The sequence below is a fragment of the Paenibacillus xylanilyticus genome (assembly GCF_009664365.1).
Classification (GTDB): Bacteria; Bacillota; Bacilli; order Paenibacillales; family Paenibacillaceae; genus Paenibacillus; species Paenibacillus xylanilyticus_A.
In genome coordinates this window covers 5,182,221-5,201,234 of record NZ_CP044310.1, presented here as the reverse complement: position 1 = coordinate 5,201,234, position 19,014 = coordinate 5,182,221, and the positions used below count along the sequence as shown (strand labels likewise).

Below are 19,014 nucleotides of genomic sequence, written 5' to 3'. Positions count from 1 at the left end.
AATAAACTATCTATACACGTTGAGTGAAGTATATGTATAGAACGTTGTTTTTCTCTTAAGAGGCCTTCATCCTGATTTAATAGGGTGAAGGCCTCTTGTTTTGGAATTTTTTTAAAACTGTAGGTTACCTGAAGTATTTATTCTGATTGGCAACACAACATATACTTGTTGATATAAAAGACTCCCCTTACAGTGACTGGTGTTTTATCCTAGTCATCACAAGGAGAGCAAAATTCAAAAAGATCTGCACATCGAATCAAAATTTTATTTTGAATCACCAATCAATCGATTTTTACTTGCCATGATTCCTGTAATCAGCAATACGATAGCGAGTGCAACCTGCAAAAGTAGTGGAATGGTCCAGCCATGCGTCCAGTCATGAATTAGTCCGAACAACAAGGGACCTCCCGCTGCCAGCATATACCCGAACGATTGAGCCATTCCCGATAATCCTGCAGCTTGTCTTGCGTCTGCAGTCCGAAGTACAAAGAACATCGTAACCAGGCCAAATGAAGCCCCGCCCCCAATACCGGCGAGAACCACTCCGATCGTCACCAGTGATGAGATCCCGCTTAAGAGGAACGCATACCCCAAAATGAGGCAAGTACAAGTGATGGCTGTCAGCACGCGTTGATCCTTCATTCGTCCAGCAAGAATAGGGATAACAAACGTCACTGGAACGCTGACCATCTGCATCATGGATAACATCAATCCTGCTGAAGATGGGTTAAAACCCTGCGTAGACAAAATTTCGGGCAGCCAGGTAATGGTCGAATAAAAAATCAACGACTGTATTCCCATAAACAGCGTGATATACCAAGCTAGTGAAGATGAGATGAGTCGTACCGGTTTCTCGGTATTCCGAGAAGCTACATAGACTTCTCCGCGGCGTCCGTTACGAACGTGAGGCAGCCACAGGATAAGAGCCAGGATGGAGAGTACAGCCCACATTCCAAGTGAAGCATGCCAACCCATGGAGGTGAATCCTGCTGCCGGAACGCTAATTCCAGAGGCAATTGCACCCCATATATTCATGGAAACGGAGTACAGGCCAGTAACCAATCCTACACGTAATGGAAAATCCCGTTTGATTAAACTAGGGAGTAACACGTTACTCAGTGCAATTCCACATCCCAGGATGGCTGTGCCAGCAAAAAGTGCAGGGACAGACGGCAAAAAACGCAGTGCAATACCACACGTTACAATAATGATAGCGGTCAGCAGTGCAGCCTCCAAACCGAATCTTTTTGCCAGCTGCGGAGCAAAGGGGGAAATTGCCGCAAAAGCAAGCAGTGGCAGGGAAGTGAGTAATCCCGCCATGGTATGACTTATCCCTGTATCGGCACGAATTAAATCAACGATAGGCCCTGTCGCTGTAATGGGCGATCGCATCGTGGCTGCAATCAGGATGATGCCTGTAAGGAGAAGTCCGAGTTTCACTGACGCTGTAGAGTTATCCGCAACTGCATGATCAGGCGAATGTTGATGTAAAGAGGATGGCATAGGTAAATCTCCTGTTATTTATTTTTTTCTAATATGTATACTTTGATACATACGTATACCAACAAGCATAACATTCGGTGTCAACATTGGGCAACGAAGTGGGATGAACATATCCCAAGAACGCAGAAAAGCTTCCCGAAGGAAGCTTTTCCTAATACGTCCCAGAAGGGATACTCTCCTTACAGTCGAGACTGTGAAGTAGTGCTATCGAGGCAGATGCTCCGACGAACCATGGGGGTTCTCATCCCCAGAACGCAAAAAAAGCTTCCCGAAGGAAGCTTTTCTTAATACGTCCCAGAAGGGATACTCTCCTTCCAGTCGAGACTGCGAAGTGGTGCTATCGAAGAGGATGCTCCGACGAACCATGGGGGTTCTCATCCCCAGAACGCAAAAAAGCTTCCCGAAGGAAGCTTTTCTTAATACGTCCCAGAAGGGATTCGAACCCCCGACCGACGGCTTAGAAGGCCGTTGCTCTATCCAGCTGAGCTACTGAGACATGAATTTTTCAAGCAAAAATGATTTTATCATAAATAATGATGAATATCAAATGTTTTATTTAAATAACTTATTCGTATATGATGTTTGGCGGTAGGGGACGTTTTTTTCATTATATTTAAGGTTATGTTAGAATATCAGGAGAACTCAGAAAATAGATCGACATTCGTTTAATATACATCTATTTATGGTTGATTCCGACTGGAGATTGAGGATATAGAGGAGGTGCTCCTATCAAGGAATCCACGACGCCGGAAAACGAGCACAGTAACAATATTGTTCTGTTTCCTAAAACGCTGGACTATTACCAGATTCAATTAACTGTCATGCTGGAAAATGAGCGATATGGGGAAGCCATGAATCTGCTCCGCTTCCTGCTGCAATGTCAGGGACAGGAAGAACGTCATTATGATGAATGGCGGGCTCTGCTGGAGTGGCTTGAAGCTGCGTTCCCTCATTACGCCGAAGATTCCTCTATTGCCCCGGATGAACAAGAAGAAGAGGAAATCAGTGAGGAAGATATGGCACGTCAGCACGCCAGGTCCAAGCTGGAACAGGACCAAGGATATGCGGATAAGCTGCTTCGCACAGTAATGGAAGAACCGCTATCCGAACAAACGATGCTTGCCTTGGAGCAGCTTGCCTATCTTGAACTTCCGGAAATCGATGAGGCACTTAGTAGCTGGTTAACCGATAAGTCTCTTCATCCATTGCTGCAGTTCCGGGTGTTGCAAACCTTGCGACGTCGCGGTACGCAGGGCTTCATCACGTTCACAAGAGGGGAAGAGCAGGTTGAAGTGGAAATTGATACGGTTCCTCTGCGTCCGGAGGATTTTCCGCTTCAGATCGTGCGCATTCTCGAGCGAGTGGCCGATCAGACGGAAGTTCATGAGCCGACACTCTTTTATTTTGCACAGGAACTTTGGATCCAGTTTGTCATGGCGGTGTATGGAACACGAGACTACGATTCCATGCTGGAAGATAATGATTCCATGACAGATATATGGGCAGCAGCATTACATATGACCGTTGCAGACAGCCTGGGAGGCTCCCACGACGAAGAAGATACCCGTTCAATGTATGCTGTAACTGGAGCAATGCGCTTCCGTCTGGAGCAGGCATATCGCTCGATGAAGCAGTTTGTTTCTGCAGGTTTGGGGGGCCAATAAGGCCCGGAAACGTTTACCTCAAACCGCATCAAGGGATTCCCCTTGAAAAAGAATGTAATCTTGTTTATACTAAAATGGTTATTTTGTACGTGATCGCCTACGTGAACATGTGAATTTTGGAGGGGAAAGTATACAATGAAAGCAACTTGGGAAAAGATAGAGAAGAACCTTGGGGTTCTTGAAGTTGAAGTTGGTGCAGATCGTGTAACTGCAGCACTCGACAAAGCTTTTAATAAAGTAGTAAAACAAGCGAACGTGCCTGGATTCCGTAAAGGTAAAGTGCCACGTCCAATTTTCGAAGCTCGTTTCGGTGTAGAAAGCTTGTACCAAGAAGCAATCGACATTTTGCTTCCTGAAGCTTACACAGAAGCTATCGACCAAACGGATATTTTCCCGGTAGATCGTCCGGATGTAGATATCGAACAATTCGCTAAAGGACAAGCATTCAAGTTCAAAGCGAAAGTAACGGTGAAACCTGAAGTTACCCTGGGTGACTACAAAGGAATCGAAGTTGCTGTAGCTAAAGGCGAAGTAACAGATGCAGAAGTGACTGAAGAGCTTGAGCGTCTTCAACAACGTCACGCTGAACTCGTTGTAATCGACGAAGGTTCTGCACAAAACGGTGACGTTGCAGTTATCGACTTCGATGGTTCCGTTGATGGCGTACCATTCGAAGGTGGACAAGCTGAGCGTTATTCCTTGGAACTGGGTTCCAACACATTCATCCCAGGATTTGAAGAGCAAGTTGTGGGTCTGTCCACAGGCGACTTCAAAGACGTTGAAGTAACTTTCCCAGAGAGCTACCACGCAGCAGAACTTGCTGGCAAACAAGCGGTATTCAAAGTGAAAGTACACGAAATCAAACGCAAACAACTTCCAGAACTGGATGATGAGTTTGCAAAAGATGTCAGCGAATTTGATACTCTGGAAGAGTACAAAGCTGATCTGAAAACACAACTCGAATCCCGCAAAGCAGATGAGTTCAAAGCAGCTCAAGAAAATGCGGTAGTAGAAAAAGTAGCAGAAAATGCTGAAGTGGACATCCCTTCTGCAATGGTTGACAGCGAAGTGCAAAACATGATGCGTGATTTTGACAACCGCCTGCGTAACCAAGGCATGAACCTGGAAATGTTCCTGAGCTTCTCCGGTCAAACACAAGCTGACCTGAGAGGACAAATGCAAGACGATGCTTCCAAACGTGTTCGCAACAACCTGGTTCTTGAAGCTGTAGGTAAAGCGGAAAACATCGAAGTTTCTGATGAAGAAGTGAACCAAGAACTCGAAAAAATGGCTGAATCCTACAAGCGTCCTGCTGAAGAGATTCGTGGCATTCTGGAGAGCAATGGTTCCCTCGACAGCCTTCGCGATGAAGTTAAACTGCGCAAAACGATCGATGTTCTCGTTGAGAACAGCAAAGTTGTAGAGCCGGTTGAAGCTCCAGCTGAAGAAGCTGCTGCAGAATCTGACGAAAAATAAGACAAGCTGTAAGGCAACAAGCAGCTGAATAAAGGATAAGGCACGTGAATCATTGCGTGCCTTATTTTTAAATTATGGCATCCATTTTATAGATGATTCAGTAATAATATGGATGGTTATAATGTGGGAAGGGATATACTGCTTCAAGCTCCTATGTACTTTATGCAAATAAAATAAGGTTAAACGGCATAGGATTCCTTCGATTTGCACATACATAGAAAACATGGTTAAATATGATCAGGCTAAAAAGTAAACTAACTTATGCTTGACACTACTTGTGAAAAATGACATTGTCACAGGAACGTGTTAGAATGAATTTGGGTTTGCTTTACAGGTAGCCTATGTCTAATTACATGTAGAAAAGAGGTTGGTCTCATGAGTCTGGTGCCAATGGTTGTGGAACAAACCAATCGAGGCGAACGGTCTTACGATATATACTCGCGTTTGCTGAAGGATCGCATCATTTTTCTAACCAGTGCGATTGATGACGATGTAGCCAATCTTGTCATAGCACAGCTTTTATTTTTGGCAGCCGACGATCCTGAGAAGGATATCAGCTTGTACATTAATTCACCTGGTGGTTCTGTCACCGCAGGGATGGGTATATACGATACGATGCAGTATATCAAGCCGGATGTATCTACCATTTGCGTTGGGATGGCAGCAAGCATGGGTTCGTTGTTGTTAACGGCCGGTGCGCCTGGTAAACGATATGCGCTGACCAATAGCGAAGTGATGATTCACCAACCGCTTGGCGGCGTTCAAGGACAGGCTGCGGATATTAAAATCCACGCCGAATGGATTATTAAAACACGTCAGAAACTGAATCAAATATACGTCGATCGTACAGGTCAGCCCCTTGAGAAAATTGAGCGGGATACGGACCGTGACTTTTTCATGAGTGCGGAAGAAGCCAAAGCGTACGGCATTATTGACCAGGTGCTCAGCAGACCGATCAATTCCTAAAGGGGTGGTTTCATGTTTAAATTTAACGATGAGAAAGGGCAACTGAAATGCTCTTTTTGCGGTAAATCTCAAGAACAGGTGCGCAAGCTGGTCGCTGGACCAGGCGTATACATTTGTGATGAATGTATCGAACTTTGCACCGAAATCGTTGAGGAAGAGCTCGGTCATGACGAAGAACTGGACCTCAAAGATATACCGAAACCAAAAGAAATCCGCGATATTCTGGATCAATATGTTATTGGACAGGATCAAGCGAAGAAATCTTTGTCTGTAGCGGTTTACAATCACTACAAACGGATTAATACACAAAGCAAGATTGAGGACGTTGAACTGCAAAAGAGTAACATTTTGCTACTCGGACCTACAGGTTCAGGTAAAACGTTGCTTGCACAAACGATGGCGAAAATCCTCAATGTTCCTTTTGCTATTGCTGACGCGACTTCATTGACTGAAGCTGGTTATGTCGGTGAAGACGTAGAGAACATTCTGCTCAAGCTGATCCAGGCTGCTGACTATGATGTGGAAAAAGCAGAGCGCGGTATCATTTATATCGATGAAATTGACAAAGTAGCCCGCAAATCCGAGAACCCGTCCATTACACGTGACGTATCGGGTGAAGGGGTACAACAAGCCTTGCTGAAAATCCTGGAAGGAACGGTTGCTTCTGTACCACCACAAGGTGGACGTAAGCATCCACATCAGGAATTCATTCAAATTGATACAACCAATATCCTGTTCATTTGTGGTGGTGCCTTTGATGGTCTGGAGCAAATGATCAAACGCCGGATCGGTAAAAAAGTCATTGGCTTTAATACCGTTGCGGAACAAAAAGACCTCAAACCGGGTGAGTACCTGGGTATGGTTCTGCCGGAAGACTTGCTGAAATTCGGTCTGATTCCGGAATTTGTAGGACGTCTACCAGTCATCTCCACTTTGGAGCCACTGGACGAAGATACACTGGTACGGATTCTTTCCGAACCCAAAAACGCCCTGACCAAGCAGTATCAAAAATTGCTTGAACTGGACAATGTGAATCTGGTGTTTGAACCAGGTGCATTGCTCGCGATTGCAAAAGAGGCAATCAAACGTAACACAGGGGCGCGGGGATTGCGTGCCATCATTGAGGGTATCATGCTTGAAATCATGTATGAAGTGCCTTCACGTGAAGATGTTACGAACTGTGTGATTACCGAAGAAGTCGTTGAGAAAAGAGTTGTGCCTGAACTTGGCCAATCGAAGGACGATAAGCAGGAAGAAAGTGCCTAACTAAAGGCAGCATTCCTGCTCAGCTCTGAAATATAGACTTGTCAGTTCTCCACTTTGGCAGAAGGCGAATTCATGTCTCTGTCAGGGTGGAGCTTTGACGTTGTGGGGAGAGAAATCACTCATGTATTTAAGACAAGATACACGTCCCGTAAAAGTAGGGAATATAACGATTGGTGGCAGTAATGAAGTTATTATCCAAAGTATGTGTACTACAAAAACGGCAGACGTTGAGGCTACCGTTGCGGAAATTCTGCGATTGGAAGAAGCAGGATGCCAAATAGTACGTGTAACCGTAAATAATGAGGAAGCTGCTGCAGCCATTAAAGAAATCAAGAAACGCATCCACATTCCGCTTGTAGCAGATATTCACTTTAACTATAAATTAGCTCTTCTTGCGATTGAGAACGGCATTGATAAAGTCCGGATTAATCCAGGCAACATCGGTAAACGTGCCAAAGTGGAAGAAGTCGTGAAAGCATGTAAGGAACGGGGTATTCCCATTCGGATCGGGGTTAACGCCGGTTCACTGGAAAACCATTTGCTTGAGAAGTACGGATATCCAACAGCTGATGCTATGGTAGAAAGTGCATTGTATCACATTGGTATTCTGGAAGAACTCGATTTCCATGATATTATCGTTTCACTGAAAGCATCGGACGTACCGATGGCGATTGAAGCGTACTCCAAGGCAGCTCAGATCATTAAATATCCGTTGCACTTGGGGATTACGGAAGCAGGTACACTGTTCTCGGGTACAATTAAGAGCTCTGCAGGTATGGGTGCTCTGCTCTCGATGGGTATTGGTTCAACCATGCGGATCTCGCTCAGCGCAGACCCGGTAGAAGAAATCAAGGTTGCACGCGATCTGCTCAAAACCTTTGGGCTCATTTCGAATGCCGCCACGTTGATATCTTGCCCGACCTGCGGTCGTCTGGACATTGATCTCTTCTCTATTGCCAACGAGGTGGAAGAGTATATCTCCAAACTCAAAGTGCCGATTAAAGTGTCAGTACTGGGATGTGCGGTGAATGGTCCAGGTGAGGCCAAAGAAGCGGATATCGGGATTGCAGGTGCCCGCGGTGAAGGTCTCTTGTTCCGTCACGGCCAGATGATCCGTAAAGTGCCTGAGGAAATCATGGTAGAGGAATTGAAAAAGGAAATCGATAAAATCGTCGAAACCTATGAAACAACAGGAGTAATTCCTGGACGCTCGCACTGATCGTTTCATATATGTTTAACCAAGAGCCCGTCAGCAATGGCGGGCTCTTGCTGTCTTAACATCCATAAATTCTGTCTGGACCGTTTACCTGTTGGTGAAACGGCTATACTACCATGTATTAGTATGATTCCGTAGGGAACAGTCAGATGAACAGGAGGATGTTGAGATATGGGTGATTTAGGCATGGTCTTCATGTTGATACAGTTATTTTTTGGTGTGGTGATTGGTTTGTATTTCTGGAATTTGCTTCGGGGCCAGAAAACCAATCGCAGTGCCGTTGAGCGCGAGTCTCGCAAAGAGCTGGAGAAATTGCGTAAATTACGTTCCATTTCACTTACAAAACCACTCGCAGAGAAGACACGTCCAGCTACTATCAATGATATCGTGGGGCAAAAAGACGGCTTGCGTGCTCTCAAGGCTGCCTTGTGCAGTGCAAATCCACAGCATGTAATCATTTATGGGCCTCCCGGAGTTGGGAAGACAGCAGCGGCCAGGGTGGTGTTGGAGGAAGCCAAAAAAAATCCATCATCACCGTTCAAGCCAGATGCCAAGTTTACGGAGCTGGATGCGACAACCGCCCGTTTTGACGAGCGCGGGATTGCCGATCCCTTAATCGGTTCAGTACATGATCCGATATATCAGGGAGCAGGTGCCATGGGGGTTGCGGGAATTCCACAACCGAAACCGGGAGCCGTGACCAAAGCTCATGGGGGCATGTTATTTATCGATGAGATCGGTGAATTGCATTCCATTCAAATGAATAAATTACTCAAAGTACTGGAAGATCGGAAGGTCTTTTTGGAAAGTGCGTACTATAACTCGGAAGACACGCATACTCCTGCTTATATCCACGATATTTTTCAAAATGGCCTGCCAGCGGATTTCCGTCTTGTCGGAGCGACGACACGTTCGCCTCATGAACTGCCTCCAGCGCTTCGTTCGCGCTGCATGGAAGTATATTTCAGACCATTATTGCCGGAAGAGATTGGGAAAATTGCTGAGGATGCTGTTCAAAAAATCGGCTTCAGTCCTTGTCCGGATGCCGTTGAAGTGGTCAAGCGATATGCCACGAACGGACGCGAGGCAGTGAATATTATTCAGCTTGCTGCCGGATTGGCACTCACTGAAAAAAGAGAGACCCTTCAGGCCTCTGATGTCGAGTGGGTTGCTGGCAGCAGCCAAATCCAGCCGCGTCCGGATCGCAAGGTGCCTCAGCAGCCACAGATTGGTTTTGTTAATGGCTTGGCCGTATACGGTCCGAATATGGGCACCATACTTGAGATCGAAGTGTCTGCCGTGCCTGTACTCAAAGACCAGGGCCGAATCAATATTACAGGCGTGGTGGATGAGGAAGAGATTGGAGGCGGTTCGCGTACACTCCGGAGAAAAAGCATGGCCAAAGGTTCGGTTGAAAATGTGATCACCGTGTTAAAAGCCATGGGACTTCGTCCGAATGACTATGACTTGCATATCAACTTCCCTGGAGGAACACCAATTGACGGTCCATCAGCAGGAATTGCGATGGCCACAGCAATAGCCTCTGCCATTCAGGGACGTCCTGTTGATCATGAGACAGCGATGACTGGGGAGATCAGCATTCATGGCCGGGTGAAGCCGATTGGCGGCGTGCTCGCCAAAGTAGAGGCTGCTTTTCAGGCGGGAGCCAAGACCGTTATTATTCCCGCCGAAAACTGGCAGTCCATTTTTGAGAATCTGGATGGATTACGCGTCATTCCGGTAGATACGGTTCAGGATGTTTTTCGTGAGGTATTTGCCTGGGTACCTGATTCTCAGCAGGCGGAGCAATTGAAGCACGCAGATGAGCCAGCAGCACCCGCTGCAGAGATTTTCCCTCCAGCATCTGCTTCATTTTTACGTGCTGACCTGACCCGTCCGGGACAGGTTACTGATTCGGGAAGCTGCTAAGCGCTTCCCTTCAATTGGTTTTTTATGTGAACATTTGATAGAATAATGAATGACTACAACCTGAGAGCCATTGGAGGTGCGAAAGCGATGGGACCGAGCAAAACGAAAGGTCGTCGTTTTCCTTTACTGCCTTTAAGAGGACTTCTCGTCTACCCGAGTATGGTACTGCATCTCGATGTGGGCCGGGAGAAATCGGTCAAGGCTTTAGAAAAAGCGATGGTAGAAGAACATTTGATTCTCCTATGTTCCCAAGCCGAGGTAAATATTGAAGAACCAACACAAGAAGACATTTTCAGAATCGGAACCGTAGCCAAGGTCAGACAAATGCTGAAGCTTCCAAACGGAACGATTCGTGTGCTGGTGGAGGGCTTGGAACGGGCTGAAATCATTGAATATACGGACAACGAGGAATATTACGAAGTGCTGGCACAGGAACTGCCTGAAGAAGAGAACAGCCATCCGGAGACGGATGCCCTGATGCGCACGGTTCTGAACCAGTTCGAAAATTATATTAATCTGTCCAAAAAGGTAACACCCGAGACACTTGCCGCTGTGTCCGATATTGAAGAACCAGGCCGACTGGCTGATGTGATCACGAGTCACTTGTCCTTGAAAATCAAGGATAAACAGGAGATTCTGGAGACCATTGATGTTCGCGAACGTCTGGAGAAGCTTCTCGACATTCTCAATAATGAGCGTGAAGTGCTGGAGCTTGAACGCAAAATCAGCCAGCGTGTGAAGAAGCAGATGGAGAAAACCCAGAAGGAATATTATTTGCGCGAGCAAATGAAGGCGATTCAAAAAGAACTGGGTGAAAAAGAAGGCCGTGCAGGTGAGGTTGAGGAGCTCCGTAACCAGATGGAGACGCTTGGTCTGCCGGACAAGGTCAAGGAGAAGGTCGAGAAAGAGATTGACCGACTGGAGAAAATGCCTGCCAGCTCCGCTGAGGGCGGGGTCATTCGCAACTATGTGGATTGGCTGCTGGCTCTACCTTGGAACGAGATGACAGAGGATGATCTGGATATTCAAAAAGCCGAAGATGTGCTGAATGCCGATCATTACGGTCTGGAAAAACCAAAAGAGCGTGTACTTGAATATTTGGCGGTTCAGAAGCTTGTCAAAAAGCTTAAAGGGCCAATTCTATGTCTGGTTGGTCCTCCGGGGGTAGGGAAAACGTCACTTGCCCGTTCGATCGCAAGATCGCTGGGCCGGGAGTTTGTGAGAATCTCCCTCGGTGGCGTGCGGGATGAAGCGGAAATTCGTGGACACCGTCGTACGTATGTCGGTGCCATGCCTGGTCGTATCATTCAGGGAATGAAAACAGCAGGCTCACTTAATCCCGTCTTCCTGCTCGATGAGATCGACAAAATGGCATCCGACTTCCGCGGGGATCCATCTGCAGCGTTGCTTGAGGTACTTGATCCTGAACAAAATAGTACGTTTAGCGATCACTTTGTGGAACTGCCTTTTGACTTATCCAACGTCATGTTCGTTACAACCGCAAATACGGTGCACAATATACCTCGTCCACTGCTTGACCGGATGGAGATGCTCAATATTCCTGGGTATACGGAGATCGAGAAACTGCAGATTGCCAAAAACTATCTGCTGCCGAAGCAGAAGCGTGATCATGGTCTGGAAGAAGAACAGCTGGAGATTGGCGATGACAGCCTGCTCCGTGTTATTCGTGAATATACCCGCGAGTCTGGCGTGCGGAATCTGGAACAGCAGATGGCTTCACTATGCCGGAAAGCGGCTAAAAATATCGTATCTGGTGCGGAAGGTCAGATCATTATCACACCGGATGAAATCAAGGACTATCTCGGACCTGGCAAGTTCCGTTACGGTATGGCCGAACTGGAAGACCAGATTGGTACCGTAACCGGACTCGCATGGACCGAAGTAGGTGGAGATACGCTTGTTATTGAGGTCACGGTTGTGCCTGGAACAGGGAAACTGACATTGACTGGTAAATTGGGTGATGTCATGAAGGAATCTGCTCAGGCAGCATTCAGTTATACCCGGTCCAAGGCGGCCCAGTTAGGCATTCCGGCTGACTTCCATGAGAAGAATGATATCCACATCCATGTACCTGAGGGAGCTATTCCTAAGGATGGACCTTCTGCAGGAATTACGATGGCGACAGCTTTGATTTCTGCATTGACAAACAAACATGTGTCGAAAGACATTGCGATGACGGGTGAGATTACGCTGCGTGGTCGCGTGCTGCCTATTGGCGGTTTGAAGGAAAAATCACTGGCAGCACATCGCGCCGGTTACAAAAAAATATTATTGCCCAAGGATAACGAACGGGACCTGCGGGACATTCCGGACAGCATCAAGGAAGATGTGGAATTTGTCCCAGTAGCCCATATGGATCAGGTGCTGCAGCATGCGCTCGTGGAGCAGACAGGAATTCACCTCTAGATCCGGTTAACCGAGGGAGCGTATGAAGAATGAACCGTTCTGCGGAAGCTTCGGCGTCCGCTGGAACGGTTTTTTTGGTATGATAGAACAATGATCCAAGGCATAATACGTTTATTGGCTTCCAATGCAAGAACAAGAGATCCAGAGAGGACAGATATATGATGAAAGTAAACCAATCCGAATTTATTATCAGTGCCGTTAGGCCTGAACAATATCCCGATGATGGCCTGCCGGAGATTGCTTTGGCGGGACGTTCAAACGTGGGCAAATCATCTCTGATTAATCGTTTGATTAACCGCAAAAATCTGGCAAGAACAAGCTCAACACCGGGTAAAACGCAGCAGCTGAACTATTATAAAATTAATCAGGATTTATACTTTGTCGATTTTCCAGGTTACGGTTACGCCAAAGTTTCCAAGGAGCAGCGCTTTGCCTGGGGTAAAATGATGGAGAAGTACTTGCTCGGCCGCAAGGAATTGAAGCTTGTCATGCAAATGGTGGATATGAGACATGAACCCTCCAAGGATGACAAGATGATGAATGAATGGCTTCGCCATCACGGATTGCCTTTGGTAGTCGTAGCAACCAAAATGGACAAGATTCCAAAGACACGCAGAGCCAAACATATCAAAGTCATCAAGCAAGCGCTCGATCTGCGTCCAGGAGACTTGTTTGTACCGTTTTCATCTGAATTAGGACTGGGTAAAGATGAATTATGGGAGATCATTACACGCCACGCAGGTATTGGACAATCTGCTTCCGACGAATCTGAATCTGAAGAGATCAGCGAAGTGAATGAATGAGCAGGCAGATTACGCCATGTTAATGCGGAAAAGTGAGTAAGCTGGCTGAACAAAGAATGAATGATCGATTATATCCGTATTTTCATGGGATTTTATGAGAATTCACTGTTTTGTTCTGGAGCATATTGGTTTGGCAGTGGTGTATAATGAATGTAGGTGCGTTCATGCCACAGGAACAAAAATACCGGCTTTGCCGGCCTGAAGAATTTTGAGATGACTGCCCATAAGCAGGAAGGCAAAACAATCGGGGAAGAATTGAGGAGATTTGTATGGCTCAGCGGTTAGCCACAGAGTATGTTAATGCCACTTTTAAATTGTCAGAACCCCAGATGCATCAGTTTTTGCGCATGTCGGACGATGGCCGGATTCATCACCGGGTTAAGGTGCTTGATAATGGTTGTCAGGAAATTGTGCTTGCAGATGTCAGTGGAGAGGAAGTCCATTTTCCTTTTGACCGTCAGAAAGGGTTTTACATCTGTGAGTTGTCTTGCCGTCTGGTAAACCATCATCTGACCAACGTTGTCCGTAAACTCTTTATGACCTTTAAGGGTGACGGCGTTGTTCATCGGATTTATGAAGAATTCACCATGACGTATGTTTATGCTCAAGGCTCTGTTCGTAAAATTGTAGAACAAAACGGGGAAAATACCCGCCTGATTTATGAATACAAAAACACATTGCTTGAATTACAGCGTCAGTTCCAGGCGCGGGATGTTGAGCGTGAAATTAACCGATTATATGCTGAGGTGGACACACTTCTCGATACTAGGATTCATACATCAGCTCCTGAAGAGCTTCATCAGATTGATGCAACACTTGCTCGACATCAAAAACGGCTCTTTGAACTTGAGGCTTAGTGAGCTTTAAGACGGCCGTTATACGACTATTAATGCTTGATCCATCCCCTTATTGATTCTGATCGCAGGCACTTGCCGGTTCAGGTTCCGAAGGGGATTTTTTGTGAAGAATGCGTTCATTTAGGCTGGCAATAATTTATTTGTTTAACTGTAAAAAAAGGGTTGCATTCCTTTAAAATAGATGTTATTTTTATTCTCGTTGAAAAGAATATAGGAACCAGGATTCACTCAGGACATTATATGTTGCGAGAGGTTATTCCCTCGGGAAGTGAATGACGTAGGTCCTAGCGGATGAAATTTTCAAACATTTTATTCCTAGGAAGGGGGAACCGAAGGATGGAATATTCAACTTTCGGAAGACACGTTGCTGTTGATGTTTGGGGTGTCGACTTTGATCTACTGAACAGTGCAGAGTATCTGCAAGCCCAACTGGTAGAAGCTGCAGAGGCATGTGGTGCGACAGTAATGTCCGTGCAATCCAAGCAGTTTGAGCCACAAGGAGCGACAGTGCTTGTGCTATTGTCAGAGAGCCATCTCTCCATTCATACGTATCCTGAGAGAGGGTTTGCGGCGATTGACTGCTACACTTGTGGTGAAACAGTAGACCCACAGCTGGCTATTGACTACCTGGTATCCGTTTTGAAACCGGAGAAAACGTACGCTAAGAAACTGGTGCGTGGATTGGGTGAACTGCAGGTCGTAACACCGACAGTGCAACCGATCGAACTGGTCTAATTGATGTAGATAAACATGAGTAATGTTCACATATGGGGAATGAGCAATTGTCCCGAATTATAAATAGTCATGGAATTATTCCATGACTATTTGTTTTAATATTTTGAAGAAATGGATTTAAACGAATAACGGAGAAGATTGGTGAGACACTACAATAAATGACAATGCATAGGATAATCTACATGGGGATTTCATAAACATTTCATAAAAATGGCCCAGTCGCGGTCATGATGTGTGATATAATTAACCATGTCAAGCATAAATGGATGGAGATATGTAGAAAACACTTTGATTGGAAATTTATTAGGCAGGTGAACTTGCAATGCACATCGTTGTAGTTGGTTTGAATTATCGCACGGCGCCTGTAGAGGTTAGGGAACGATTCACATTTGCAGAAAAAGACTTGTCTGAAGCGCTGCAGCAGCTCAAGCTGACCAAGAGTGTATTGGAAGGTGTAATCGTAGCCACATGTAACCGTACCGAGTTGTATGTTGTGGTAGACCGTCTTCACATGTGTGGTTATTTTATTCGTACGTTTATGGAACAATGGTTTAATGTTCCGCGGGAAGAATTTACGCAACACTTATATATATATGAAGATGATCAAGCCATTCGCCATTTGTTCCGTGTCATTTGCGGGCTGGATTCCATGGTGATTGGTGAAACACAGATTCTTGGACAGGTGAAGCAGGCCTTTTTCACTGCCCAGGAAGAGAAATCGACAGGCACCTGGTTTAACATGTTGTTCAAACAGGCGGTAACTCTGGGCAAGAGAGCACATTCGGAAACATCCATTGGAGAAAGTGCAGTCTCGGTCAGTTACGCCGCTGTTGAACTGGGGAAACGTATTTTTGGCATGTTTACGGACAAGAAGGTACTTATTCTTGGAGCGGGCAAAATGAGTGAGTTGACAGTCAAGCATCTGTACGCCAATGGAGCCTCAGAGGTCATTGTAGCGAACAGAACTCTTGCAAGGGCTCAGGAGCTGGCTGCCAAGTTCAGGGGAACCCCTTGTACGATGGAGCAGGCTTTGGAGAGACTGAGTGAGGTTGATATTGTCATCAGTTCAACAGGTGCAGAGCGATATGTTCTGGATGCTTACGTTGTCCGTGAGAGCATGAAGCGCCGTCAATCACGTCCATTATTCCTAATCGATATTGCGGTTCCTCGGGATATTGATCCGGCCATCGGAGAGTTATCCAACGTATTCCTTTATGATATTGATGATCTGGAAGGGATCGTGGAGAGCAATCTGGAGATGCGCAAGGTGGAAGCGGCCAAAATCGAAAAAATGATTGAACTGGAGATGGAAGACTACTATCACTGGCTCAAAACATTAGGTGTTCGCCCGGTGATTCGGGCATTGCAGGAGAAAGGAGCTTCCATTCATGAAGATACGATGGAGAGTCTCTTTAATAAACTCCCTGAGCTCGACGAACATCAGCGTAAGGTTATCCGTCGTTTGACCAAAAGCATCGTGAATCAAATGACGACAGATCCGATCAACCGGATCAAGGAAATGGCAGGCGGCAAGCATGGAGATGAAGCACTACGCATGTTCACCCAAATTTTTGCCTTGGAGGATGCAGTGGAGACGGCCGCAGAAAAAGTAAACCAAAGCGATGCCTCGGCCTTGGGTAAACCGGCCGCCGTTCATCTTAAAGACAACCGGCAAGACGCAATGCCGGCTTATGCTCCGGCAAGTGTATAAGGGCGGGTGAACAGCTTGACCCTTTCTGAACAAATCTATGAAGCTCTGATCTATATGTATGCCCTGAGCCTTCTGTTCTATTTCTCGGACTGCATTCGACGGAATGCGGGGGCGAAGCGAACGGGCACAGGGTTTCTTGTTGTTGTCTGGCTGCTTCAGGTCGTTCATGTAATTTTGCGAATGTGGACCGAGGGCCATTTTCCGATCTATACAACGTTCGATTTTCTGTTTATCTTTTCGTTTAGTATCGTATTGATGTCCCTGGGGATGATACGTGTCCAGCGTTCGGAATTTGTCATCCTGCTATTGAATATTGTGGGCTTCTCAGTTACCGTATTGAATCGATTGTGGTTTACAGCCGGGGAGATCTCGCTGCATAACTGGCAGACCGTTCACGGGCTGCTGATCATGCACATTACGCTGGCAAATCTGGGCTTTGCAGCCCTCACGGTAGCTGCGGTCTTCGCCATGTTGTATCTGTTCCTGCACCGTAAATTGAAAAACAAAAAATGGAATGATACGATGCGGCGGATGCCGAGTCTTGAAGTCATTGGCAAATACATGGATGGCGCAACATTGATCGGAACACCGTTACTTGGCGTCTCCGTGGTTCTGGCCGTATTATCCATTGTCGCTGAGACCAGGTGGTATCTGCTTCTGGATCTGAAAGTCATTGCAACAGGTCTCGCTATCGCGATCTACATCGGTTATTTCGTTTCTAAGCAGAGAAAGCAGTTTTCCAACATCATCATGGCTAGATGGACATTGATTGGATATGGTTTTGTCATTATGAGCTTTTTAACCAATGCGTATTCAGCGTTTCATCGTTGGACAGGAGAGTGAGAACTATGGATCGCTATACGCCGTTATATGTAAATACTTCAGGCAAAACCTGCTGCGTTGTTGGGGGCGGACGTGTTGCCGAACGTAAGATCAAAGGTTTGCTTCACGCCGAAGCGCATATTAAGGTGTTTAGTCCGGAAATCACATCGGAGCTGAAACAACTGCATCAGGATTCCCGAATTGAGTGGATAGCCCGGTCCTACCGCAAAGGTGATTTGCGGGGGGCCTTTCTCGTATATGCAGCAACGGATCACGCTGAAGTCAACGCACAAGTAGTACAGGAGGCTAACGATGCGGGCATACTGGTGAATGATGCGATGTCTTCCGAGAACAGTGCTTTCATCACCCCCAGTGTGGTCAGGCGTGGAAGACTGAGCATCGCCATCTCAACGGCTGGAGCAGGACCGGCAGCCGCTGCAGAGATTCGGTCTACACTGGAGCAGCAATTTGGCGAAGAATACGAGACGTATATTGAATTTCTGCATCAGATGAGAATTCAAGTGAAGTCACGTGTGTCGTCTCCGCGTGTGCGAAGCATTTTACTGCGGCGATTGACTGAAATGAATGTGCTGGAGGATATCCGTACAGGGCAATTCCAGTGGTGGACAGAAGAAGAAATCGGGGACTGGATATCCCGTAATCAGGAGGAGCGGTAGACATGCGTACAATTAAAGTGGGAAGCAGACAAAGCGCACTGGCTTTGACACAGACAGGACATGTAATTCAGGATTTACGAAGCATTTGTGAGCGGGAAGGTTTAGCATTTGATTTTGAAGTACATAAGATCGTTACGAAAGGGGATTTGATTCTCGATGTAACGCTGTCCAAAGTCGGTGGCAAAGGACTGTTTGTCAAAGAGATCGAACAGGCCATGCTGGATCGTACCATTGATATGGCTGTGCACAGCATGAAGGATATGCCGTCCGAACTGCCGGAAGGATTAATCAACGGCGCTGTTCCGCGCCGTGCCGATCCGCGTGATGCATTGATTTCCAATGGGGGATTGTCTCTGGATCAATTGCCGGAAGGGGCGAGAGTGGGGACAAGCAGTCTCCGTCGTTCCAGTCAGTTAAAGGCATACCGCCCGGATCTGCAGCTCGAATCCCTGCGTGGTAACATTGACTCACGTCTTCGCAAGCTGGAGACGGAGGGTCTTGATGCTATTATTTTGGCTGCTGCAGGATTGTATCGAATGGGCTGGCAGGATCGGATTACCGAGTATCTGTCCGAAGAGGCTTGCCTTCCTGCCGTTGGACAGGGTGCACTGGGGATTGAATGCCGTGAGGATGACGAGGAGCTGCTTCATCTGTTGAAGCTGTATAACGATCCGGAGACTGCTGCTCCCGTTTTGGCAGAACGTAAATTCCTCAGTGTATTGAATGGAGGCTGTCAGGTGCCGATCGGTGCTCATGCCGTCTGGAATCGTCAGCAAGATACAGATTCCCCGAATGGGCAAAACACGTTACAATTAACGGGTATGGTTGGTACGCCGGATGGCGGACTGATTCTTAAAGAAGCTCTGACCGGAACGGATCCGGTACGTCTTGGAGAAGAAGTAGCGTGGAGATTGATTGAACGGGGAGCAGAGCAGATACTGGCAGAAGTTAGGGGATGAGGA

Annotated in this window: 15 protein-coding genes and 1 tRNA gene; 14 read left to right on the top strand and 2 right to left on the bottom strand. The window is 46.6% G+C overall.

The annotated features are described in order from the left end of the window. Nucleotides 1–264: 264 nt before the first annotated feature. Both F4V51_RS23145 and F4V51_RS23140 read right to left on the bottom strand, forming a co-directional pair. On the bottom strand, nucleotides 265–1,503 hold the full coding sequence (locus tag F4V51_RS23145; RefSeq protein ID WP_153979786.1) for a CynX/NimT family MFS transporter: 1,239 nt from the start codon (nucleotides 1,501–1,503) through the stop codon (nucleotides 265–267). Nucleotides 1,504–1,925: 422 nt separating this feature from the next. Further along, nucleotides 1,926–1,999, bottom strand: a tRNA-Arg gene (locus tag F4V51_RS23140). A gap of 325 nt (nucleotides 2,000–2,324) precedes the next feature. Here F4V51_RS23140 and F4V51_RS23135 point away from each other — a divergent pair. From F4V51_RS23135 to hemC, 14 genes are all read left to right on the top strand, one after another. Continuing rightward, nucleotides 2,325–3,167: a hypothetical protein gene (locus F4V51_RS23135; protein WP_153979785.1), complete on the top strand. Its 843-nt coding sequence runs from the start codon at nucleotides 2,325–2,327 to the stop codon at nucleotides 3,165–3,167. 135 nt (nucleotides 3,168–3,302) lie between these two features. Further along, on the top strand, nucleotides 3,303–4,643 hold the full coding sequence (tig, locus tag F4V51_RS23130; protein WP_127541053.1) for a trigger factor: 1,341 nt from the start codon (nucleotides 3,303–3,305) through the stop codon (nucleotides 4,641–4,643). A 375-nt stretch (nucleotides 4,644–5,018) separates the two neighbouring features. Then, nucleotides 5,019–5,609, top strand: coding sequence for an ATP-dependent Clp endopeptidase proteolytic subunit ClpP (gene clpP / locus F4V51_RS23125; RefSeq protein WP_091001992.1), 591 nt, complete (start codon nucleotides 5,019–5,021; stop codon nucleotides 5,607–5,609). A gap of 12 nt (nucleotides 5,610–5,621) precedes the next feature. Further along, complete coding sequence (gene clpX / locus F4V51_RS23120) at nucleotides 5,622–6,875, top strand: ATP-dependent protease ATP-binding subunit ClpX (protein ID WP_095293292.1); 1,254 nt, start codon at nucleotides 5,622–5,624, stop codon at nucleotides 6,873–6,875. 121 nt (nucleotides 6,876–6,996) lie between these two features. Then, nucleotides 6,997–8,094, top strand: coding sequence for a flavodoxin-dependent (E)-4-hydroxy-3-methylbut-2-enyl-diphosphate synthase (ispG, locus tag F4V51_RS23115; RefSeq protein ID WP_153979784.1), 1,098 nt, complete (start codon nucleotides 6,997–6,999; stop codon nucleotides 8,092–8,094). A gap of 168 nt (nucleotides 8,095–8,262) precedes the next feature. Then, entirely contained in the window at nucleotides 8,263–10,020 is a 1,758-nt protein-coding gene (gene lonB / locus F4V51_RS23110) for an ATP-dependent protease LonB (RefSeq protein WP_153979783.1), read from the top strand. A gap of 87 nt (nucleotides 10,021–10,107) precedes the next feature. Next, nucleotides 10,108–12,447 carry an endopeptidase La gene (gene lon / locus F4V51_RS23105; RefSeq protein WP_153979782.1) on the top strand — a complete coding sequence of 780 codons (2,340 nt, stop codon included), beginning with the start codon at nucleotides 10,108–10,110 and terminating at the stop codon, nucleotides 12,445–12,447. Nucleotides 12,448–12,608: 161 nt separating this feature from the next. Then, nucleotides 12,609–13,250 (top strand): ribosome biogenesis GTP-binding protein YihA/YsxC, encoded by a 642-nt coding sequence (yihA, locus tag F4V51_RS23100; RefSeq protein WP_221807704.1) that lies wholly within the window; start codon nucleotides 12,609–12,611, stop codon nucleotides 13,248–13,250. 269 nt (nucleotides 13,251–13,519) lie between these two features. Beyond that, entirely contained in the window at nucleotides 13,520–14,107 is a 588-nt protein-coding gene (locus F4V51_RS23095) for a non-ribosomal peptide synthetase module (RefSeq protein WP_153979780.1), read from the top strand. Between the two features lie 336 nt (nucleotides 14,108–14,443). Next, on the top strand, nucleotides 14,444–14,842 hold the full coding sequence (speD, locus tag F4V51_RS23090) for an adenosylmethionine decarboxylase (protein ID WP_153979779.1): 399 nt from the start codon (nucleotides 14,444–14,446) through the stop codon (nucleotides 14,840–14,842). Nucleotides 14,843–15,164: 322 nt separating this feature from the next. Further along, nucleotides 15,165–16,553, top strand: coding sequence for a glutamyl-tRNA reductase (gene hemA, locus F4V51_RS23085; RefSeq protein ID WP_153979778.1), 1,389 nt, complete (start codon nucleotides 15,165–15,167; stop codon nucleotides 16,551–16,553). A 15-nt stretch (nucleotides 16,554–16,568) separates the two neighbouring features. Further along, a complete protein-coding gene (gene ccsA, locus F4V51_RS23080) occupies nucleotides 16,569–17,396 on the top strand; it encodes a cytochrome c biogenesis protein CcsA (protein ID WP_375335150.1) in 828 nt (275 codons plus the stop codon). Nucleotides 17,397–17,401: 5 nt separating this feature from the next. Next, nucleotides 17,402–18,052, top strand: a complete 651-nt coding sequence (locus tag F4V51_RS23075; protein WP_153979777.1) for a precorrin-2 dehydrogenase/sirohydrochlorin ferrochelatase family protein — start codon at nucleotides 17,402–17,404, stop codon at nucleotides 18,050–18,052. Nucleotides 18,053–18,054: 2 nt separating this feature from the next. Beyond that, nucleotides 18,055–19,011 (top strand): hydroxymethylbilane synthase, encoded by a 957-nt coding sequence (gene hemC, locus F4V51_RS23070; RefSeq protein WP_153979776.1) that lies wholly within the window; start codon nucleotides 18,055–18,057, stop codon nucleotides 19,009–19,011. Nucleotides 19,012–19,014 lie beyond the last annotated feature (3 nt).